This window comes from Streptomyces sp. NPDC058145, from assembly GCF_042884245.1.
Taxonomy (GTDB): Bacteria; Actinomycetota; Actinomycetes; order Streptomycetales; family Streptomycetaceae; genus Streptomyces.
The window spans coordinates 288,879-309,706 of record NZ_JBHVUH010000001.1; the positions used below are offsets into that span (position 1 = coordinate 288,879).

15 protein-coding genes are annotated in these 20,828 nt (G+C 72.6%); 9 read left to right on the forward strand and 6 right to left on the reverse strand.

Features of this window, described 5'->3' with window-relative positions:
• Positions 1-245 precede the first annotated feature (245 nt).
• The 4 genes from ACFVVO_RS01480 to ACFVVO_RS01495 all read right to left on the reverse strand — a co-directional run bounded on the left by ACFVVO_RS01480 (position 246) and on the right by ACFVVO_RS01495 (position 3,335).
• Positions 246-563 (reverse strand): DUF7008 domain-containing protein, encoded by a 318-nt coding sequence (locus tag ACFVVO_RS01480; protein WP_390051549.1) that lies wholly within the window; start codon positions 561-563, stop codon positions 246-248.
• A gap of 495 nt (positions 564-1,058) precedes the next feature.
• Positions 1,059-1,766, reverse strand: coding sequence for an ester cyclase (locus ACFVVO_RS01485; RefSeq protein ID WP_390050928.1), 708 nt, complete (start codon positions 1,764-1,766; stop codon positions 1,059-1,061).
• A gap of 74 nt (positions 1,767-1,840) precedes the next feature.
• On the reverse strand, positions 1,841-2,614 hold the full coding sequence (locus tag ACFVVO_RS01490; protein WP_390050929.1) for an SDR family NAD(P)-dependent oxidoreductase: 774 nt from the start codon (positions 2,612-2,614) through the stop codon (positions 1,841-1,843).
• Positions 2,615-2,666: 52 nt separating this feature from the next.
• Positions 2,667-3,335 carry an MOSC domain-containing protein gene (locus tag ACFVVO_RS01495; RefSeq protein ID WP_390050930.1) on the reverse strand — a complete coding sequence of 223 codons (669 nt, stop codon included), beginning with the start codon at positions 3,333-3,335 and terminating at the stop codon, positions 2,667-2,669.
• Between the two features lie 80 nt (positions 3,336-3,415).
• On the opposite strand from ACFVVO_RS01495, the gene ACFVVO_RS01500 reads away from it, so the two are divergent.
• The gene (locus ACFVVO_RS01500; RefSeq protein ID WP_390050931.1) at positions 3,416-4,354 is read left to right on the forward strand and encodes a LysR family transcriptional regulator; all 939 of its coding nucleotides are present in this window, start codon (positions 3,416-3,418) and stop codon (positions 4,352-4,354) included.
• 176 nt (positions 4,355-4,530) lie between these two features.
• On the opposite strand, the gene ACFVVO_RS01505 is transcribed toward ACFVVO_RS01500, so the two are convergent.
• Positions 4,531-4,860 carry a WhiB family transcriptional regulator gene (locus tag ACFVVO_RS01505; protein ID WP_390050932.1) on the reverse strand — a complete coding sequence of 110 codons (330 nt, stop codon included), beginning with the start codon at positions 4,858-4,860 and terminating at the stop codon, positions 4,531-4,533.
• 381 nt (positions 4,861-5,241) lie between these two features.
• Between ACFVVO_RS01505 and ACFVVO_RS01510 the strand changes: the two genes are divergently transcribed.
• The 4 genes from ACFVVO_RS01510 (at position 5,242) to ACFVVO_RS01525 (ending at position 9,996) form a co-directional block, all read left to right on the forward strand.
• A complete protein-coding gene (locus ACFVVO_RS01510; RefSeq protein ID WP_003948568.1) occupies positions 5,242-5,853 on the forward strand; it encodes a response regulator transcription factor in 612 nt (203 codons plus the stop codon).
• 647 nt (positions 5,854-6,500) lie between these two features.
• The gene (locus ACFVVO_RS01515) at positions 6,501-7,088 is read left to right on the forward strand and encodes a sigma-70 family RNA polymerase sigma factor (protein ID WP_351672097.1); all 588 of its coding nucleotides are present in this window, start codon (positions 6,501-6,503) and stop codon (positions 7,086-7,088) included.
• Between the two features lie 163 nt (positions 7,089-7,251).
• The gene (gene guaB / locus ACFVVO_RS01520) at positions 7,252-8,757 is read left to right on the forward strand and encodes an IMP dehydrogenase (RefSeq protein ID WP_390050933.1); all 1,506 of its coding nucleotides are present in this window, start codon (positions 7,252-7,254) and stop codon (positions 8,755-8,757) included.
• Between the two features lie 114 nt (positions 8,758-8,871).
• The gene (locus tag ACFVVO_RS01525) at positions 8,872-9,996 is read left to right on the forward strand and encodes a GuaB3 family IMP dehydrogenase-related protein (protein ID WP_390050934.1); all 1,125 of its coding nucleotides are present in this window, start codon (positions 8,872-8,874) and stop codon (positions 9,994-9,996) included.
• Positions 9,997-10,538: 542 nt separating this feature from the next.
• On the opposite strand, the gene ACFVVO_RS01530 is transcribed toward ACFVVO_RS01525, so the two are convergent.
• A complete protein-coding gene (locus ACFVVO_RS01530) occupies positions 10,539-11,747 on the reverse strand; it encodes a nucleotide sugar dehydrogenase (RefSeq protein ID WP_390050935.1) in 1,209 nt (402 codons plus the stop codon).
• A 286-nt stretch (positions 11,748-12,033) separates the two neighbouring features.
• On the opposite strand from ACFVVO_RS01530, the gene ACFVVO_RS01535 reads away from it, so the two are divergent.
• The 4 genes from ACFVVO_RS01535 (at position 12,034) to ACFVVO_RS01550 (ending at position 20,805) form a co-directional block, all read left to right on the forward strand.
• Positions 12,034-13,740 (forward strand): glycerol-3-phosphate dehydrogenase/oxidase, encoded by a 1,707-nt coding sequence (locus ACFVVO_RS01535; protein WP_390050936.1) that lies wholly within the window; start codon positions 12,034-12,036, stop codon positions 13,738-13,740.
• A gap of 322 nt (positions 13,741-14,062) precedes the next feature.
• Complete coding sequence (locus ACFVVO_RS01540; RefSeq protein ID WP_390050937.1) at positions 14,063-16,075, forward strand: protein kinase; 2,013 nt, start codon at positions 14,063-14,065, stop codon at positions 16,073-16,075.
• A gap of 164 nt (positions 16,076-16,239) precedes the next feature.
• Positions 16,240-18,933 (forward strand): protein kinase, encoded by a 2,694-nt coding sequence (locus ACFVVO_RS01545; protein WP_390050938.1) that lies wholly within the window; start codon positions 16,240-16,242, stop codon positions 18,931-18,933.
• A 162-nt stretch (positions 18,934-19,095) separates the two neighbouring features.
• The gene (locus ACFVVO_RS01550; RefSeq protein ID WP_390051551.1) at positions 19,096-20,805 is read left to right on the forward strand and encodes a serine/threonine-protein kinase; all 1,710 of its coding nucleotides are present in this window, start codon (positions 19,096-19,098) and stop codon (positions 20,803-20,805) included.
• Positions 20,806-20,828: the final 23 nt, after the last annotated feature.

The following is a 20,828-nucleotide window of genomic DNA, read 5'->3' on the forward strand; positions in this document are numbered from 1 at the left end:
CCGCGGGGGGGGGGGGGCCCCCCCCCGCGGGGGCCCGCGGGGGGGGGGGGGGTTTGGGGGGGGGGGGGGGGGGGGTTGGGGGGGGGGGGGGGGGGGGCGCCCCCCCCCGGGGGCCCCCCCCCCGCGCCTCTCTCGTCTCATGCCCGTAGGCGCCCGCAGCGATTGGACGATATGGGCCAACGACGACGGCGGAACCAGAGGTCAGCGGAGGCGGAGGTGGCCCGAACCGCCCACTCGTGCGTCACTCACTCTTCTTCTGCCGCCCCCGCGTCTTCTTCTCGGGGCGCCAGTCGACGAGGTCGGACTCGGAGAGCTGACGTTCCGTACGGCCGGTCTCCAAAGCGGACTGGAATTTCTCGGCAGGGTTCCCCTCCCACTCCTCGTCGTACTCGCCGTACCGCTGGTGGATGGATCCAGGGCAGCACCTCGCGCAGACCGGCGAGCAGGGGAACGAACCGGGGGTCCTCCTTGGCCCAGCCGTCGTTCTCCACCCGGTCGCGGATCATGCCGACGAGGGCGTCGGCCTGGTCGCGGTGGTCCCAGCCGGCCCAGCCGAGCAGCAGGGAACCGTCGGAGCCGGGGGAGGCGCCGGGAACCGTGGTTCACCACCCGGCCGGGGTGGCCTTGAGCTCCCGCAGATAGAGGCCGCCGGGTACGGCGATCAGCACATCGCACTCGCTGACCGGCCCGACGCCCCGGTGAACTGGAATGTCGCCCACGCCCGGTAGGGCTCCGTCTTCGGCATCAGCCCCCGGAGATGGTCCAGCCCCTCCTGCTCCTACCCGAACCGGGCCGCCGCGGCTGGAACCAGCGCTCCCGCGGAGCGGGCGCTGTCGGCTTGGGAGCAGCGGGCAGCAGGCACCTCCGGACGGCAGTGGACACGAGGGGAGGCACGGGTGACGCGCGTCTGTGCCCCCCTCGACGGCTGGATGAGAATCCTGATCCGCCCCACCGACAGGCGGCCGTGGCCGACCGGCTGCACGATCACGTCGGCCGAAGGCGGCCACGCGGAAGCCCCCGCCGCCCGCCCGGCACGGGGGCTTCCTGTCGACCGCCGCCTACTGCTCCAGCTCGTCCAGCGCCCCCAGCTGCTGCATCAGCCCCAGCTGGTCGTGCTGCCACCAGGTTTCGGTGATCTTGCCGTGGGCGCCGAAGCGGAAGAGGGTCATGCCGGTCATGCTGACCTGGCGGCCGGTCGCCGGGATGCCCAGGAAGTCGCCCTTGTGGGTCGCGTGCCAGGTCCAGCGCGCGCAGGCCTGGTCGCCCTGGGCCAGCACGTCGTCGACCGTGAAGGCGAAGTCGAAGGCGGCGCGCCACATCCGGTACTCGCTGCGGACGCTGTCCAGCCCGATGGTGTCCTGCGGGTTCACCGGGTCGTGGCTGTGGATGTCCTCGTCCAGCAGGTCGTTGAGCGGCGGCAGCTCGCCCTCGCTCTCCAGGGCCGCGAAGAGCCGCCGTACGGAATCGAGGCCCAACTGCTCGTCCCTGACGACGTCCAGGTCCGTGAACGTCGGCGTCTCGTCGCACAGGGCGACCATGTCCCGGAAGATCCTGCCGGTCTCCGGGAGGTTCGAGTTCCGCATCGCCTCCTCGTACGACGGGAACTCCACCACCTCGACGATGTGCGACGCGTCGGAGCGGTCCTTGCCGACCACCGCGTGCGTCGCCGTGCGCTTCCCCTTGCTCTGGGTGACCCAGTCGTCCATGAGCCGGTTCATCTCGTCCAGCCGGCTCGTCCTGCACTCGATGAGCTGTACGAAGGTCATGCCACCGCCTCCGGCCCCCCCTGGTCCGGTACCGACCCGACCATCTTCCCACCGGAACGGCGCCGCCACCCGTGCTACTGAGGCCCGTACTTGCGCCCCGTCCGCGAGCTGATCCCGCCCAGCAGACCGCGCGGGGTGACCTTCACCAGGCCCATCAGCGCCTTGTAGCGCGGGTCCGGGATGGACAGCGACTTCCCGCGGGCGAGGTCGGCCAGCGCCGCCGCGACCAGCTTGTCCGCGTCCAGCCACATCCAGCCGGGGATGTTGTCCGTGCCCATCCCGGCCCGCTCGTGGAACTCCGTGCGCACGAAGCCGGGGCACAGCGCCATCAGCCGGACCCCGCTGCCGGCCAGGTCCTTCGCCACGCCCTGGGTGAACTGCACGACCCACGCCTTCGAGGCGCCGTAGGTGCCCCGGGGCACGAAGGCGGCCACGGACGCCACGTTGACCACACCGCCCCGGCCGCGCTCCCGCATCGCCCCGGTGGCCGCCGAGGTCAGCCGCAGCACCGCCTCGCAGTGCACCTTGAGCATTCTCAGCTCGTCGGCCATGGACACATCGAGGAAGCGGCCCTTGTTGCCGAAACCGGCGTTGTTGATCAGCAGGTCGACCGGGTTGCGCCGGTCGCCGAGCCGGTCGGCCACCGTCTCGATGCCCTTGTCCTCGGCGAGGTCGGCGGTGAGCACCTCCACCTCGACGCCGTGCCGGTCGTGCAGCTCGGTCGCCTGCTCGCGCAGCCGCTTGGTGTCCCGCGCCACCAGGACGAGGTCATGCCCTTCAGCCGCCAGGCGCCGCGCGAAAGCGGCACCGATCCCCGCGGTCGATCCCGTAATCAGAGCCGTTGTCATGGCCCAAGGGTAGTGACCCGGAGCGACCGCGTCCGCCGGCGGTGACAGCCGCTCAGCGGGGCTGAGCGGCGACGTACTTGCGGGCCGCGGCCAGCGTCTCCGTGTGCAGCGCCTCGCCGGCCACGAGCAGCCCGGGCAGCAGTTCCCGCTCGGTGGTGACCGCGCGGAACTGCATCGCCGCCGTGACCCCGTGGTCCGGCCGGTGCAGGATCTCGACGGAGTCGCCCGCCCGTATCTCCCCCGGTTCGATCACCCGCAGATAGGCGCCGGTCGCGCCCTTCCGGGTGAATCTCCTCACCCATCCCTGTTCGGCCAAATGGCCCTGGAAGGTGCGGCACGGGATCCGGCCGGAGGTGACTTCCAGTACGACCCCGGAACCGATCCGCCAGCGCTCGCCGATCAGCGCGCCGGACACGTCGAGACCGTCCGTCGTGAGGTTCTCGCCGAAGCAGCCGTTGGCCAGCGTCCGGCCCAGCTCGCGCTCCCAGGCGTCGAGGTCCTCGCGCGCGAAGGCGTACACCGCCTGGTCGTCACCGCCGTGGTGGCGGGTGTCGCACACCGCGTCCCCGGCGACACCGCTCGCGCCGGTCCCCTTGGGGCCGGGCGCCGCCACCCGCACCGGCCCGTCGGTGGGCCGCTTGTCGATGCCCGTCACACCCTGCGGCTGGTCCGTGTACGGCACCGGCTGCGGGCTGCCCAGGTTGACCGAGAGAAGCTTCATGCCCGCACGGTACGGGACCGGACCCCAAAGCGTCGACGCAATATCGGGCGCCGCATCCAAGCTCGGCTTATGCTTCCAGGGTGATCGAGGCCCGTCATCTCCGCGTCCTGCGCGCCGTAGCCACCACCGGCTCCTTCTCCGCCGCTGGGCGCGAGCTGGGCTGCACCCAGCCCGCCGTCAGCCAGCAGATGAAGGCCCTGGAGGCCTCGGTCGGCACCCCGCTGCTGGTCCGCAGCGGCCGCGAGATGCGGCTGACCGAGGCCGGTGAGGCCCTGGTCCGGCACGCCTCCGGCATCCTCGCCGGGCTCACCGCGGCCGAGGAGGAGGTCGCCGCGATCGCGGGCCTGCGCGCCGGCCGGGTCCGGCTCGTCTCCTTCCCCAGCGGCAGCTCCACCCTCGTGCCCACCGCCCTGGCCGCACTCCGCGCCGCCCACCCCGGCACCCGTGTCTCCCTCGAGGAGGCCGAGCCCCCGAGGTCCGTGGAGCTGCTGCGCGAGGGCGACTGCGACCTGGCGCTCGCCTTCCGTTACGAGGGCGCGGCCGTCGCCGAGGAGTGGGACGACCTCGTCGTACGGCCCCTGCTGATGGACCGCCTGGTCGCCCTGGTGCCCGAACGGCACCCGCTCGCGCGCGCGGAGTCCGTCGCCATCGGGGAACTGGCCCGTGAGCCCTGGATCGCGGGCTGCCCGCGTTGCCGCAGCCAGTTGGTGGAGGTGTGCGAGAGCGCCGGCTTCACGCCCCGCATCGACTTCGCCACCGACGACTACCCGGCGGTGGTCGGCCTGGTGGGCGCGGGACTCGGGGTCGCCGTGCTGCCGCAGCTCGCGGTGGAGTCGGTACGGCCGAGAGGGGTGCGCACGGTGAATCTGGAACCGGTGGTCCGGCGGCAGATCGTCGCCCTCACCCTGCCCGACCTGGCCCAGGTGCCGACCGTGGCGGCGACGCTGGAGCAGCTGGCCCGGGCGGCCGGGCGGGAGCAGCGGTACGACGGCCGGGTCACGCGCGGGGACGACGGCTAGGTCGCGCGCGCGAGGTACTGCGGAGAGGTCACGCGGGGTACTACGGCGAGGTCGCGCGGGCTCCGGCGGCGAAGCCGCGGACAGGGTGCACGGCGGCAGAGTCGCGGGCACGCGCTTGGCGTGCCCGGTGGGGGATGGGAAGCACCCGGTGGTCTGTGGGTGCAGAAACGTTTCCTTCAGTGATGAGGGGCGGGGTCGCCGCTGGTGGTCGAGGCCGCCACCAGGCGGTTGCGTGCCCGCCCCATCAACTCCTCACGCTCGTCCTCGGTCAGGCCGCCCCAGACTCCGTACGGCTCGCGTACCGCAAGCGCGTGCGCCGCGCACTCCGCACGGACCGGGCACCTCATGCAGACCTCCTTGGCCGAGTTCTCGCGAGCGCTCCGAGCCGCCCCGCGCTCGCCCTCAGGGTGAAAGAAGAGCGAGCTGTCGACCCCGCGGCAAGCAGCCAGCAACTGCCAGTCCCACAGGTCCGCATTCGGTCCGGGAAGGCGGGAGAAATCTGCCATTACGTGACCCCTTGTAGCCGTTCTGGGCGGATCCGGTGCCAACGACCGTACATCTCCGGTCTAAGGAGATGAAAATATGACTCATTGCGAATCTAGCTCCAGACACCGAGAAACGGGAGCAAAAGCGACTAAATGGGGCATAGGTTGTGATGAAAAGTTGAGAGTCTGTTGGGCATGTCTGCACCGTGTCGAGACCCTCACGTAGAGTGCCGAAGACGGCATGTAGCCCCGTAACTCTTTCGAGTGACCGTCGTTGAGAGTGCGGAGGCGGTTGAAAACACAAGCGCTCGGGCAGGCGTCCGAGGCGGTCGACCGCACAGGTGACGATTCCGTACCAGCCTGGAGGCTCAAGGTGACGCGCATCAGCTGCGGAGGGCGGTCATGACATCCGTCCTCGTCTGCGACGACTCCCCGCTTGCCCGAGAGGCGCTGCGCCGCGCGGTGGCGACCGTGCCCGGCGTCGAGCGCGTGACCACGGCGGCCAACGGCGAGGAAGTCCTCCGCCGCTGGGGCGCCGACCGCTCCGACCTGATCCTGATGGACGTACGCATGCCCGGCCTGGGCGGCGTCGAGACCGTGCGCCGCCTGCTGTCCGCGGACCCGGGCGCGCGCATCATCATGCTGACCGTCGCCGAGGACCTCGACGGTGTGGCCCTCGCGGTGGCCGCCGGCGCCCGGGGCTACCTGCACAAGGACGCCTCGCGCGCGGAGCTGCGCGCCACGGTGACGCAGGCCCTCGCCGACCCCACCTGGCGGCTGGCCCCGCGCCGGCTGCGCTCGGCGGAGATGGGCGCCGCGCCCACCCTCACCGCGCGCGAGATCCAGGTGCTCGAGGGCATGAGCCACGGCCGCTCCAACGCCGAGATCGGCCGCGAGCTGTTCCTCTCCGAGGACACCGTGAAGACGCATGCCCGCCGCCTGTTCAAGAAGCTCGGCGCCTCGGACCGGGCCCACGCGGTGGCGCTCGGCTTCCGCTGGGGACTGGTCCGGTAGGACGTGTGCCGCGGCGCACGGCCGCGGTCGGCCCCTGGTCGTCCCCGTCTGTCGCGCGGCAGACGGGGCGGAGCGTGGCCGGGGGCGAGGCGGTCCGGTGGCGGGGCGACGGGTGGGTGCGGGTGCGGCTCGGTGGTCTGTCGGCAGTTGTCGGCGGCCGGTGCCCGCGGTCCGTGCCCGCGGCCCGTGGTCATGTGGCCGATGGGTGTGCGTGTGTTCGAGCGGGGCTGTGGTCCGGTCGCGGGAGTGGTGACTGTGGGTGACGATTCTGGCTCGCCCGGCATCTTCGGTCACCCGGCTTCCCCGGTCATCTCCTCGGTGATCCGCCGCTCGGCCGTCGTCCGCCGAAGCGGCTCCGCCGCCCGCCCGCCGACCCATCCACCGGGGTGCGAGGCGCGCGGGCGCAGGGCTGTCGGTGGGCGGCGGGAGACGCGCGGACGGGGCCGGGCGAGGCGGCCCGTGGACGCCCGCTGCTCGTTTCGGCGCGGATGCCGCATCCTTGAGATGTGGAGTCTCTCGGGGACGAGTCGGTCGAGCGGAAGGGGAGGGCGCAGGGGATGAGTGCCGGCGCACCTACTCATAACGCTTCGGTGCACAACCACGGGCACGATGCGACGGACCGGACGGCCGCAGGGCACCATGGACCGATGCGCGACGACGAGGCGGGCACGGCCCCTGGGGCCTTCGGTGCGCTCGTACATCGCGCCGTCGACGGCGACGCGCAGGCCACGCACGACCTGCTCGCCCATGTCCACCCCTTGGCGCTGCGCTACTGCCGCACCCGGCTGTCCCGGCTCCCGGGCGACGCGCGCCACTTCGTGGAGGACCTCGCCCAGGAGGTCTGCGTGGCGGTGCTGCTCGCCCTGCCCCGCTACCGGGACACCGGCCGCCCCTTCGAGGCCTTCGTCTTCGCCATCGCCTCGCACAAGGTGGCCGACCTCCAGCGCGCCGCGATGCGCCACCCGGGCTCCACGGCCGTCCCCTCGGACGAGATGCCGGAGCGCCCCGACGACTCCCTCGGCCCCGAGGAGCGCGCCCTGCTCAGCAGCGACGCCGAGTGGGCCAAGAAACTGCTGGCCAACCTGCCCGAGAACCAGCGGGAGCTGCTCCTGCTGCGCATCGCCGTGGGCTTGACCGCGGAGGAGACGGGGCAGATGTTGGGAATGTCACCCGGCGCGGTCCGGGTCGCCCAGCACCGGGCGCTGAGCCGCCTGCGCGCACTGGCCGAGCAGTAACCCCCTGGACGGGGCCTCCCAGGCTCCCTCCGCTGAACGGGCACGGTCCCGTTCCCGTACGAACATACGAAGCCTGAAGCGGCGTCCTGACGTGGAATTTGCTAGCGAAGCTTGCCGTTAGCATGGACATCCGCACCGATCAAGGCCATTTGGGGAAGGTGTCATGACTGCAAACGTCGACGGAGTGCCCGGAAAATTCGCGACCCTCGGGCTGACCTACGACGACGTGCTGCTGCTGCCGGGCGCATCCGAGGTGCTCCCCAACGCGGTCGACACCTCGTCCCGCATCTCCCGCAACGTCCGGGTGAACATCCCGATGCTCTCGGCGGCGATGGACAAGGTGACCGAGTCCCGCATGGCGATCGCGATGGCCCGGCTGGGCGGCGTCGGCGTGCTGCACCGCAACCTCTCCGTCGAGGACCAGGTCAACCAGGTCGACCTGGTGAAGCGGTCCGAGTCCGGCATGGTCACCGACCCGATCACGGTGCACCCCGACGCCACGCTCGCCGAGGCGGACGCGCTGTGCGCCAAGTTCCGCATCAGCGGTGTCCCGGTCACCAACCCCGCCGGCAAGCTGCTCGGCATCGTGACCAACCGCGACATGGCCTTCGAGAGCGACCGCAGCCGCCGCGTGCACGAGGTCATGACCCCGATGCCGCTGGTCACCGGCAAGGTCGGCACCTCCGGCCCCGAGGCCATGGAGCTGCTGCGGAAGCACAAGATCGAGAAGCTGCCGCTGGTGGACGACGAGGGCGTCCTCAAGGGCCTGATCACGGTCAAGGACTTCGTCAAGGCCGAGAAGTACCCGAACGCCGCGAAGGACGCCGAGGGCCGGCTGCTCGTCGGTGCCGCGGTCGGCGCCAGCCCCGAGGCGCTGGAGCGCGCCCAGGCGCTCGCCGGGGCCGGTGTGGACTTCCTGGTCGTCGACACCTCGCACGGCCACAACAGCAACGCCCTGAGCTGGATGTCCAAGATCAAGTCGAGCGTGAACGTCGACGTGGTCGGCGGCAACGTCGCCACGCGCGACGGCGCCCAGGCGCTGATCGACGCGGGTGTGGACGGCATCAAGGTGGGCGTGGGCCCGGGCTCCATCTGCACCACCCGCGTCGTCGCAGGCATTGGTGTCCCGCAGGTCACCGCCATCTACGAGGCCTCCCTCGCGGCCCGTTCCGCCGGTGTCCCGCTGATCGGCGACGGCGGCCTGCAGTACTCCGGCGACATCGGCAAGGCGCTGGCCGCCGGCGCCGACACGGTGATGCTGGGCAGCCTCCTCGCCGGCTGCGAGGAGTCCCCGGGCGAGCTGCTCTTCATCAACGGCAAGCAGTTCAAGTCGTACCGCGGCATGGGGTCGCTGGGCGCCATGCAGTCCCGCGGCCAGGGCAGGTCGTACTCCAAGGACCGCTACTTCCAGGCCGACGTCGTCGCCGACGAGAAGCTCGTGCCCGAGGGCGTCGAGGGCCAGGTGCCCTACCGCGGCCCGCTCGCCAACGTGCTGCACCAGCTCGTCGGCGGCCTGCGCCAGACCATGGGTTACGTGGGCGCCGCCACCATCGAGGAGATGGAGTCCAAGGGCCGGTTCGTGCGGATCACCTCGGCGGGTCTGAAGGAGAGCCACCCGCACGACATCCAGATGACGGTCGAGGCACCGAACTACAGCAACAAGAAGTGACGCACGTACGCGCGTGACGGGCATCGGCGGCGGCCCCGGAACCTACGGGGCCGCCGTTGCCGTGCCCGTCGGCGATACTGGAAGACGCTGAACGCATCAGGGAAAGGCCAAGACGTGACTGAGATCGAGATCGGGCGCGGCAAGCGCGGCCGCCGGGCGTACGCCTTCGACGACATCGCCGTCGTCCCCAGCCGCCGTACGCGGGACCCGAAGGAGGTCTCGATCGCCTGGCAGATCGACGCCTACCGGTTCGAGCTGCCGTTCCTGGCCGCCCCCATGGACTCGGTCGTCTCCCCGGCCACCGCGATCCGCATCGGCGAGCTGGGCGGCCTGGGCGTACTGAACCTCGAGGGCCTGTGGACGCGGCACGAGGACCCGCAGCCGCTGCTCGACGAGATCGCCGAGCTGCCCGCCGAGCAGGCGACCCGCCGCCTCCAGGAGATCTACGCGGCTCCCATCAAGGAGGAGCTGATCGGCGCCCGCCTCAAGGAGGTGCGCGACGCCGGCGTGGTCACGGCGGCCGCGCTCTCCCCGCAGCGCACCGCCCAGTTCTCCAAGGCGGTCGTGGACGCGGGTGTGGACATCTTCGTCATCCGCGGTACGACGGTCTCCGCGGAGCACGTGTCCTCCTCGCACGAGCCGCTGAACCTCAAGCAGTTCATCTACGAGCTCGACGTGCCGGTGATCGTGGGCGGCTGCGCCACCTACACCGCGGCCCTGCACCTGATGCGCACCGGTGCGGCCGGCGTGCTGGTGGGCTTCGGCGGCGGCGCCGCGCACACCACGCGCAACGTGCTCGGCATCCAGGTCCCGATGGCGACGGCGGTCGCCGACGTGGCCGCGGCCCGCCGGGACTACATGGACGAGTCCGGCGGCCGGTACGTGCACGTGATCGCGGACGGTGGCGTCGGCTGGTCCGGCGACCTGCCCAAGGCGATCGCCTGCGGCGCCGACTCCGTCATGATGGGCTCCCCGCTGGCCCGCGGCACGGACGCGCCCGGCAAGGGCCACCACTGGGGCATGGAGGCCGTCAACGAGGAGCTGCCCCGCGGCCAGAAGGTCGCCCTGGGCACGGTCGGCACCATCGAGGAGATCCTCACCGGCCCGTCCCACACCCCCGACGGCTCCATGAACTTCTTCGGCGCCCTGCGCCGCGCCATGGCCACCACCGGCTACAGCGAGCTGAAGGAGTTCCAGCGCGTCGAGGTGACGGTCGCGGACAGCCAGCACCGCCGCTGAGCCTTCGATACACCGGAAGGGCCGGTCATCCAGGAGGATGACCGGCCCTTCCGCGTGCCCAAATACGACTCTTCGGGGGCGCATTGGGTTGAAGGGGGCGCGTGGTTGCGTTCGGGGTGAATGCGGGCCGAGTGGGTGAAGCGGGGCGGTAATGTCCGTGGTCGGCGCTCCAGTTGTCCTGGGCGCCTCCTTCCAAGGACAAGGACCGGACCCCGCCCTCGGGGCCCGGCCCGAATTCCATGCGGTCCGCCTACCGGGTCTCTGGGCGGCTCGTGGAAGGGGGCGCCCATGGGACGCCACCGCAAGCCCAACCGATGGGACCGTGTCCGGCTTCGGCTCGTGAAGTGCCGGAGGAGGTGGATCTTGCGGATCTACGGGCGATGAGCGGCCACCCCTACAGCAACTAGGGGTGGACACTCCGTACCTCGCTCAGGAGCCTGCCGCAGTGACCCCTGCGGTGGGCTCCACTGCTTAGTACGGTAGCCGCGGTTTCGCCCTTCACGCCACCGGCACCGCCGGCTCGAGCGTCCACGCGCCCCCCTTCACAACCGGTGCGCCGCCCCCGTGGGGGCCGCGCCTCGGGTGTCCAGCAGGAGTTGGGCCTTCACCGACAGGCCCTGCAGATCGTATGTGCGGTGGTGCTGGAGCAGGATCGTCAGGTCGGCGTCGGCGACCGCCTCGTACAGGGCGTCGGCTCGGGGGACCGGGCGGTCGAGGACGCTCCACGCGTGCACGTACGGGTCGTGGAAGCTGACGGACGCGCCCAGCTCGGTCAGCCGCACCGCGATCTCGCGCGCGGGCGTGCCCTGGAGGTCGGCGATGTCGGGCTTGTAGGTGACGCCGAGCAGCAGAACGCGGGCCCCGCGCGCGGACTTGCCGTGCTCGTTGAGGAGGGTGGCGGCGCGCCGGACGACGTACTCGGGCATGCGGTGGTTGACCTGCTGGGCGAGTTCCACCATGCGCAGGGTGCGGGTCGCGTGGCCGGTCAGGTCCTGGGGGAGGCCGTGGCCGCCGACGCCAGGGCCCGGCCGGAAGGCCTGGAAGCCGAACGGCTTGGTCTCCGCGCAGCGGACGACGTCCCACAGGTCGACGCCCAGCTCGTGGCAGAGCTCGGCCATCTCGTTGACCAGCGCGATGTTCACGTGCCGGTAGTTCGTCTCCAGCAACTGCACCGTCTCCGCCTCGCGCAGCCCGCGCGCGCGGACCACCTTGTCGGTCAGTCGCCCGTAGAAGGCGGCGGCCGACTCGGTGCAGGCCGGGGTGAGCCCCCCGATGACCTTGGGCGTGTTGGCGGGGGTGCGGTCGCGGTTGCCGGGGTCGACCCGGCTGGGCGAGTAGGCGAGGTGGAAGTCGCGCCCGGCGCGGAGTCCGGAGCCCTCCTCCAGCAGGGGGCGCAGGAACCCGTCGGTGGTCCCGGGCAGCACGGGTGACTCCAGGATGACCGTGGTGTGCGGGCGGAGCCGTTCGGCGAGCGTGCGGGCGGCCCCCTCCACCAGGCCGAGGTCGATCCCGCCGTCGGCACCGCGCGGAGTGGGCGCGCAGATCACCGCGGTGCGCACCCGGCCGAGCTGGGCCGGGTCGGTACCGGGCCGGAAACCGGTGGAGCGCATCCGGCGCAGCTCGGCGGGGCTGAGCGAGCCGGCCTCGGGGCCGGTGGCGTACCCGATGGTCGGGATGCCTGCGGCGACGGCGGCCTGGGCGAGCGGCAGGCCGTACGGACCGAGTCCGATCACGGCGAGGTCTGCGGGCATGGGGCGTGGGCCGTCCTTCCCAGTAGCCGAAGCGGGACAGGTGCGCAACCGCTGTGGGCAGCATGTACGAGCGCACTGTCACACTAGGAGTAAATATGACCGTGATGTGGGATTGTGTTCGTGTGTCTCCCAGGCGGTTGCGCGCACGTTGTCCACAGGTCGCGGGCGCGTGGTGGCCGGCACAGGGCGAGCCGGTCAGAATTTGGGCATGAGGAGGGGATGAACGGGCTTCGCCCACCGCGGGTGCGGCCGACGCGAGCGAGACGTTCGACAGCGGGAGGCAGCGGTGAGGACAGCGACTCTGGGCCCGGAGCAGCGCGCCGAGGCACTGGCGGCGATGGCGGAGCGCGAGCTGGACGTGCTGGTGGTCGGCGGCGGAGTGGTGGGCGCCGGCACCGCACTGGACGCCGTCACCCGCGGTCTGTCCACCGGCCTGGTCGAGGCCCGCGACTGGGCGTCCGGCACCTCCAGCAGGTCCAGCAAGCTCATCCACGGCGGCTTGCGCTACCTGGAGATGCTCGACTTCGCCCTCGTCCGCGAGGCGCTGAAGGAGCGCGGTCTGCTGCTGGAGCGAATCGCCCCGCACCTGGTGAAACCGGTACCGTTCCTCTATCCGCTCCAGCACAAGGGCTGGGAGCGGGTGTACGCCGGGTTGGGCGTCGCGCTCTACGACGCGATGTCGATGGCCCGCGGGCACGGCCGTGGCCTCCCTCTGCACCGTCATCTGACCCGCCGTCACGCCCTGCGGGTCGCGCCCTGTCTGAAGAAGGACGCCCTGGTCGGCGCGCTGCAGTACTACGACGCCCAGGTGGACGACGCCCGCTTCGTCACCAACCTGGTGCGCACGGCGGTGTCCTACGGCGCGCGGGTCGCCAACCGGGCGCGCGTGACCGGGTTCCTGCGCGAGGGTGAGCGGGTCGTCGGCGCCCGGGTGCAGGACGTGGAGGGCGGCGGGGAGTACGAGATCCGCGCCAAGCAGGTCGTCAACGCCACCGGCGTGTGGACCGACGACACCCAGGCCATGGTGGGTGAGCGGGGCCAGTTCCACGTCCGCGCCTCCAAGGGCATCCATCTGGTCGTGCCCAAGGACCGCATCCACTCCACCACCGGCCTGATCCTGCGCACCGAGAAGTCGGTCCTGTTCGTCATCCCCTGGGGCCGGCACTGGATCGTCGGCACCACGGACACCGGCTGGGACCTCGACAAGGCCCACCCGGCCGCCTCCAGCGCCGACATCGACTACCTGCTGGAGCACGTCAACTCGGCGCTCGCCGTGCCGCTCGGCCGCGACGACGTGCAGGGCGTGTACGCCGGACTGCGCCCGCTGCTGGCCGGTGAGTCGGACGCCACGAGCAAGCTGTCCCGCGAGCACACCGTGGCGCATCCGGCGCCGGGTCTGGTGGTCGTGGCGGGCGGCAAGTACACGACGTACCGGGTGATGGCGAAGGATGCCGTCGACGAGGCGGTGCACGGGCTCGACATGCGCGTCGCCGACTGCGTCACCGAGGAGATCCCGCTGCTCGGCGCCGAGGGCTACCGGGCGATGTGGAACGCCCGGGCGCGGATCGCCGCCCGCACCGGGCTGCACGTGGTCCGGGTGGAGCACCTGCTGAACCGGTACGGCTCCATGGCGGAGGAGATCCTGGACCTCGTCGCGGCCGACCCGGCCCTGGGCGAGCCGCTGCAGGCCGCCGACGACTACCTGCGCGCCGAGGTCGTGTACGCCGCCTCGCACGAGGGCGCCCGGCATCTGGACGACGTGCTCACCCGCCGCACCCGTATCTCCATCGAGACCTTCGACCGGGGCACCCGCAGCGCCCGGGAGGCCGCCGAGCTGATGGCGCCCGTCCTCGGCTGGGACAAGAGCCAGATCGAGCGCGAGGTGGAGCACTACGAGAAGCGGGTGGAGGCCGAGCGGGAGTCCCAGCTCCAGCCGGACGACCTGACGGCGGACGCGGCCCGGCTGGGCGCGCCGGACATCGTGCCGCTGTAGCCGGAACCACCCGGACGAGTGACCCGGGCCGGGATCTCCGCCGGGATCCCGGCCGTTGTACCCGGTGCGAGGGCGAATTCGGCGACGGGCGGGGCGGGTTCCGGGTGGCTCAGGAGCCGCGCCCGCGCGTGTGCCCAAGAGGAACCGGGGCACTCCTGGAGGGGGAGGGGGGCGCAGGGGCTGACGCGGACTCAAGGGGACGGCGTGGCGGGTGTTCCGGTATGTGCGGCCCCCGGCGCGGCAGGGGGCACCCTGGGCGTCGGCCACTTGTCGGGTGAGAGACAATGGAGGCTCTGTCAGGGCGGGTTGCATGAGGGGACGCATGTCGGAGGCGGAGCGGGCGGGAACATCCCGTCAGGAGACTCGTCAGGGCAAGAACGAGCGGCGTCTCCTCGCCGGGCGGTACCGGCTGGGAGACGTGCTGGGCCGCGGCGGCATGGGCACGGTGTGGCGCGCCGAGGACGAGACCCTCGGCCGTACGGTCGCCGTCAAGGAGCTGCGGTTCCCGTCGAACATCGACGAGGAGGAGAAGCGGCGCCTGATCACGCGCACCCTGCGCGAGGCCAAGGCGATCGCCCGGATCCGCAACAACAGCGCGGTGACGGTCTTCGACGTGGTCGAGGAGGACGACCGGCCGTGGATCGTCATGGAGCTGGTCGAGGGCAAGTCCCTGGCCGAGGTCATCCGTGAGGACGGCCTGCTGGAGCCCAAGCGCGCCGCCGAGGTGGGCCTCGCCGTCCTCGACGTGCTGCGCTCCGCGCACCGCGAAGGCATCCTGCACCGGGACGTGAAGCCGTCCAACGTGCTGATCGCCGAGGACGGCCGGGTCGTGCTCACCGACTTCGGCATCGCGCAGGTCGAGGGCGACCCGTCCATCACGTCCACCGGCATGCTGGTCGGCGCCCCCTCGTACATCTCCCCGGAGCGCGCCCGCGGGCACAAGCCCGGTCCCGCGGCCGACCTGTGGTCCCTGGGCGGCCTGCTGTACGCGTCGGTCGAGGGTCTGCCGCCGTACGACAAGGGCTCGGCGATCGCCACGCTGACCGCGGTGATGACCGAGCCCCTGGAAGAGCCCAAGAACGCGGGCCCGCTCAGGGACGTCATCTACGGCCTGCTCACCAAGGACCCGGCGCAGCGGCTCGACGACGCCGGCGCCCGGGCCATGCTCAACGCGGTGATCCACGCGCCCGAGCCGGAGTCGATGGACGCCACCCGTGTCGTCCCGCTGCCGGCGCAGCCCGGCGGGCCGGAGGGCAAGCGGGGCGAGGAGGCCGGGGAGAAGCTGCGCGGGGCGCTGCGCTCGGTCCGCAAGGCGGCCGGGGCGGCCACCGCGGCGGCGGCCGTGCGGGCGAAGAACAATGGCGCGACGGCCACTTCGGGTACCGGCGCTCCGGGCGCCGCGGAGCGTGGGCCGGTCTCCGGCGCCACGGCCGGTGCCGGTTCGCCGGGAAGGCAGACCGGTACCGCCCAGGACTCCCCGGCCGCTCCGAACGCAGCCGCGAGCAAGCCGAGTTCCGGTTGGCCCGTGGTGCCGCCGCCGGACCTGGACCTGCCGTCGCGGCCGGCGCCCAGGGCGCCGCTCACCGACGTGGTGCCCAGGCGGACCCTGGTGATCATCGCGGTCGTGGTCGCGCTGGCGGTGATCGGCAGCGTGCTGGCCGTCGTGTTCGGCGGCGGCGACGGCAAGGGCGACGACCGCGGCAGCGGTGCCAAGGCCGCGCCGAGCGCAAGTGCCTCCGTCAAGGAGGACAAGGGCACGGGCCGCAAGAGCAGCCCCGGCGACGGCACGCGGACCGACGAGGACGCCTCGACGGGCTCGTCGTCGGACGACGCGGCGAGCGCGAGCGCCTCCGACGATGACGGGAACTCCGGCTCGTCCGGCTCGAAGAGCGGCGGCAGCGCGCCCGTCGAGTCGACCCACAAGGGCGGCCAGGGATACTCGATCGGGCTGCCCAAGGGCTGGAAGTACCAGTCGACCGGCGCCGCCGGCGACCGCTACACCGGGCCCGACGGACAGAAGCTGCTCGTCGCCTGGACCAGCACGCCCAAGAACGACCCGGTGGCGGACTGGAAGAACCAGGAGCGCTACATGGTGCGTTCCCAGTACCAGAAGATCCGCATAGAGCAGGTCGACTACCGCGGCTGGAACACCGCCGACTGGGAGTTCACCTACTCCGAGGGCGGCACCAAGTACCGCACGATCGACCGGGGGTTCGTGGTGAACGGGCACCTCGGGTACGCCTTGATGTACACCGCCAAGGCCGCGAAGTGGCACGGCGAACTGCGCAAGGACACCTGGCGGACGCTGACGAAGTCCTTCGAGCCCAAGTCGTGACATGACCGAGCCCGGTTCGGATACGTGAGAATCCGTCATCCCTTCAATGCGGGTTGCCTCCGGCACGTATCGTGAATGGTTGCGGACCGTACGGAGCCGGATGCGGATGCGGAACGGACCGTAGGGGAACGGATCTGAACGACCAGGCGGCCGGGGGAGGCAACGTGGACGACTACGCGGGCCGGGTGCTCGCCGACCGCTACCGCCTGCCGCTGCCGCCGTCCGACGAGTACGAGCTGACCGAGACCCGGGCGTTCGACACCTACAGCGGCCAGGAGGTGCTGGTCCGTCAGGTGCCGCTGCCCGAGGTCGTCGAGGCCGAGGTGCTCGACTCGGAGGGGCTGCCCGAGGGCTTCACCGCCCGGGAGCGCGGCACCCGCCGCTCACCCGCCGCCCGTACGGCCACCCGCCGCCCGTCGGATCCCGCGGTGCGGCGCGCCGTCGAGGCCGCGCAGGCGGCGGCCCGCATCCCCGACCATCCGCGTCTGGACCAGGTCTTCGACGTGTTCGCCGAGGGCGGCTCGCTGTGGATCGTCAGCGAGTGGGTGGCCGCCCGGCCGCTGTCCGCGCTGCTGGCCGAGCAGCCGTTGGCGCCGTACCGGGCGGCCGAGGTCGCCTCCGACGTCCTCATGGCGCTGCGCGTGCTGCACGCCCACGGCTGGACGCACCGCAACGTCACCGCCCGCACGGTCCTCGTCTGCGACGACGGCCGGGTGATGCTGACCGGACTCGCGGTCGGCGCGGCGGAGGAGGCGCTGTGCGGGTACGACCCGGTGCCGGCCCAGGACGGGCCGCACGACCCGCACGGGCCGGCCGGCGACGGCGGCGGCGCGGACACCCGGGCCGCCGGTGGACAGCTTCCCGGCGCCCTCGGTGCTCCCGGCGGACCCGGCGGCCCAGGTACTCCCGGCAGCTCCGGGAGCCAGGGGTTCGGCGGCGCGCTCGGACCCGCGGTGGCGGTTCCGTCCCCCGATGCCGATCCCGAGGCCGCGCGGCGGGCCGCGATCCAGGCGCGGGCGGCCGGCGGAATGCCGGTGCCGGGCGGTGCTCCCGCCGGTACTGTCCCGGTTCCGCCGTCCGGGCGCCGGGCCCTGGAGAGCGGCGACGACGTCCGCGCCGCCCGAGCCGGGGCCATAGCCGCCTACCGTGCCGGAACCCGGGCCGCGGCCCGGGTGCAGGAAGCCCAGCAGAACGGCCGCGCCGCCCTGCCCGGCGCCCGTCCGCCCGCCGAGGGCGACACCGGGGCCGCGGGTGCGGCGCAGCCGCCGTACTCCTCCGGCCGGACCGCCGTGCCGCCCGGCCGGACAGCCGACCCCCACGGTGCGCCAGGCACCGCCTGGCACGGCGCCGCACCCCGCACCGGCCCGGCCGGCGACCCGCAGCGACCGGGACTGCCGCCCGGCGACGACCTGACCTCCGGCTCAGGGCGCCTGCCCGTGCCCGGCCAGTCACCCGCGCCCGGATACGGCGCTCCCGGCGCCGGTCACAGTGCCGTGGCCCCGGGTCAGACGTCCGCTCCCGGCCTCGGCGCCGCCCCGGAGACGCCGACCAGCCCCTCCGCCGCGGGCTCGCGGTGGGACGACCCCGGGGCCGGGGGCAATGCCGTGCGTCGTGGGCCCGGTACCGCGCTTGCCGCCGAGCGGGCCCGTCAGGTGCGGATGACCGTGGTGGGGCCGGTCACCGAGCGCTGGGCGCCGGAGCAGGCGGGCCCCGTGCACGAGAACTGGCAGCTGGCCGCGCCGATCGGGCCCGCCACCGACCTCTGGGCGCTGGGCGCGCTGCTCTTCCGCGCGGTCCAGGGACACGCCCCCTACCCCGAGGAGTCCACGGCCGAGCTGGTGCAGCTGGTGTGCGCGGAGCCGCCCGCCTTCGCCGAGGAGTGCGGCCCGCTGCGCCCGGTCGTGGAGTCGCTGCTGCGTCAGGACCCCACCGACCGGCCGGACTTCGAGGAGCTGAGCGGCTGGCTGCGCTCCCTGGTGCGCTCGGCGCCCGAGCCGGACGCCGGTGCCCATGTGGTGCCCGTCCCGCCCGCCGACCCCAAGCGGCTGCCGATCGTCCGGCGGCGCGGCGAGCTGGTACGGCGGCGGCGTACCCGGGTGCCCGCGGCCCACCCGCACGGCCGGCACAAGCGCGCCCCGGAGCAGGCGCGTTCGCCCCGCAACCTCGGCCGGCTGCTGCTCCTGCTGATCCTGCTCCTGCTGGCCGGCGCGGTGGCGTACGCGATGCTGTTCATGCCGAAGCAGGGCGAGAGCGGCGCCGCGGGCGGCGACCGTACCGGCAGCGCCGGTGAGGCGAGCCCCGCGCCCTCGCCCTCCGAGCGGCCGTCCTCCGGGCGGCCGTCCGAACCCGGCCCCTCGGCGTCCGCGCCCGCCGCCGAGACCCAGACCGGCGGCGACCCCTCCGTCGCCGACGGGTTCACCCTGCGCAAGGACCCGGACGGCTTCCGGATCGCCGTCGCCAAGGGCTGGGACCGCACGCCGAAGAACGGCAGCGGCCAAGTCGTCTACACGCACGGCAACTTCGAGCTGCTCGTCGTACCCGGACGAGACGGCACGGGCACCTACGGCAGCGATCCGATGGTCTACCAGCGGGACAAGGAGCGCGAACTCCAGCCGTACCGGGACTCGAGCTGGGCCACGGCCACCGGCCTGCGGACCATCGAGGTGGGCGGCCGGACCATGGCCGAGGGCCAGTTCACCTGGACCGACGGGCAGGGCCGCGACCGGTACGTGCGCAACATGGCGATCCTGCTGAACGGCCGCTACCACATCGTCCAGGTCCGGGGCCCGGAGGCCGAACGCGACGAGGTGACACGGCTGTACGAGCAAGCTACCGCGACGTACCGCTACACGGGTTGAGCGCCCCGTATACCGCCTGTGTGAAACGGGGTTGGGTACCGCCCGCGCGCCGGATACGGCAACCGTCACAGGACTGTCACCTTGGTACCCCTCGTGTTCCCAGAGGGAGGGCCGGTCCTTAGTCTGACCCTGTCAATAGCATTGCGGGGCAACGTGAATCAGATGCAGGGCCTGCTCATAGCGGGCCGCTACCGGCTCGCCGATTCCATCGGCAGCGGCGGCATGGGCCGGGTATGGCGCGCCCACGACGAGGTGCTGCACCGGCAGGTGGCCGTCAAGGAGCTGACAGCGGCGCTGTACGTCTCCGACAGCGACCGGGCCGTTCTGCTGGCCCGCACCCGGGCCGAGGCGCGGGCCGCCGCACGCATCAACCACTCCGCCGTCGTCACCGTCCACGACGTGCTGGAGCACGACGGCCGCCCGTGGATCGTGATGGAGCTGGTGGAGGGCCACTCGCTGGCCGACGCGGTCAAGGAGCGCGGCCGCCTCGAAGCCTCCGAGGCCGCACGGATCGGCCTGTGGGTACTGCGGGCTTTGCGCGCCGCGCACTCGGCCGGCGTACTGCACCGGGACGTCAAGCCCGGCAACGTCCTCCTCGGCCGGGACGGCCGGGTCCTGCTCACCGACTTCGGCATCGCCCAGATCGAGGGCGACTCCACCATCACCCGCACCGGAGAGGTCGTCGGCTCCGTCGACTACCTCGCGCCCGAGCGGGTGCGCGGCCACGACCCGGGCCCGTCCTCGGACCTGTGGGCGCTCGGGGCCACGCTGTACACGGCGGTCGAGGGACGCTCGCCGTTCCGCCGCACCTCGCCGCTGAGCACCATGCAGGCGGTCGTCGAGGAAGAGGTGGAGGAGCCCCGCAACGCCGGTCCCCTCGGCCCCGTCATCGCCGCCCTGCTGTGCAAGGAACCGGCCCAGCGGCCGGGCGCGGAGGACGCGGAGCGCATGCTCGCCGAGGCGGCGCAGGGCCGCCGGCCGCACACCACGCAGGCGTTCGTACCGGCGCAGGGCTCGGGCGCGCACGATGGAGCGAGGAGTAACACCGGTCACGGTCAGGCCGGTTACCCCTCCGGAGGGACCACGCGCGGTCACGTCCCCGGCGCACCGGCTGCCGGGAGCCGTTCCACGACCGGGGCAACGGCCGTGGCCCCCGCACCCGCGGGCATGCCGGCCCGGCCCCGGCGCCGGCTGCGCACCCTCGCGCTGGTCGTCGCCGCCGCGGCCGTGCTCGGTGGCGGCGCGGCCGTCGCCTTCCAGCAGTGGGGCGGATCGGAGCGCGACACCGGTACGAGCAGGGGCACGAACCAGGTCACGCCGTCGCCCTCCGCCAGCGGCGACAGCAGCGCCACACCCCGCCCCGGCGGAGTCGTGCCCGCCGCCTGGCGGGCGTACCACGACCCGTGGGGCTTCACCGTCTACCTGCCCAAGGGCTGGTCGCGCAGGATCGTCGAGGGGCAGGGCGTCGAGGCCGATCCCGACCTCCGGCAGGTCGACTACACACCCGACGGCGGCAAGCATTTCGTGCGCATCGCCATGGACACCAGCTCGGACTTCGCCAACGCCCTCGAGCACCAGAAGGACCTGGAGCAGCAGCTCAAGCTCCATTCACTGGTCAACTACCGCCAGGTGACAATGAAAGCGAACACCTACCGCGATCGCGAGGGCGCGCTGTGGGAGTACACCTGGGACGCGCTCGCGAAGGACCCGCCCTATGTGGCCGGGCCCCGGCACGCCATCGAGGAGACGTACTTCTCGCGCGAGGGCACCGAGTACGCGATCTACATGTCGACGCCCGAGGCCGACTGGCCGCGGACGAGCAAGCAGTTCCAGTGGGTGCTGCGGAGCTGGCAGCCGCCGAGCGCCGGCTGACCGGCTCAGGCTTGGCCGATCAC

Coding starts and splice junctions, on each gene's coding strand:
- ACFVVO_RS01485 (WP_390050928.1), bottom strand. CDS start 1,766: ATGACCTTCGTACAGCTCATCGAGTGCAGGACGAGCCGGCTGGACGAG.
- ACFVVO_RS01490 (WP_390050929.1), bottom strand. CDS start 2,614: ATGACAACGGCTCTGATTACGGGATCGACCGCGGGGATCGGTGCCGCT.
- ACFVVO_RS01495 (WP_390050930.1), bottom strand. CDS start 3,335: ATGAAGCTTCTCTCGGTCAACCTGGGCAGCCCGCAGCCGGTGCCGTAC.
- ACFVVO_RS01505 (WP_390050932.1), bottom strand. CDS start 4,860: ATGGCAGATTTCTCCCGCCTTCCCGGACCGAATGCGGACCTGTGGGAC.
- ACFVVO_RS01510 (WP_003948568.1), top strand. CDS start 5,242: ATGACATCCGTCCTCGTCTGCGACGACTCCCCGCTTGCCCGAGAGGCG.
- ACFVVO_RS01515 (WP_351672097.1), top strand. CDS start 6,501: ATGCGCGACGACGAGGCGGGCACGGCCCCTGGGGCCTTCGGTGCGCTC.
- guaB (WP_390050933.1), top strand. CDS start 7,252: ATGACTGCAAACGTCGACGGAGTGCCCGGAAAATTCGCGACCCTCGGG.
- ACFVVO_RS01530 (WP_390050935.1), bottom strand. CDS start 11,747: ATGCCCGCAGACCTCGCCGTGATCGGACTCGGTCCGTACGGCCTGCCG.
- ACFVVO_RS01540 (WP_390050937.1), top strand. CDS start 14,063: ATGTCGGAGGCGGAGCGGGCGGGAACATCCCGTCAGGAGACTCGTCAG.
- ACFVVO_RS01550 (WP_390051551.1), top strand. CDS start 19,096: ATGCAGGGCCTGCTCATAGCGGGCCGCTACCGGCTCGCCGATTCCATC.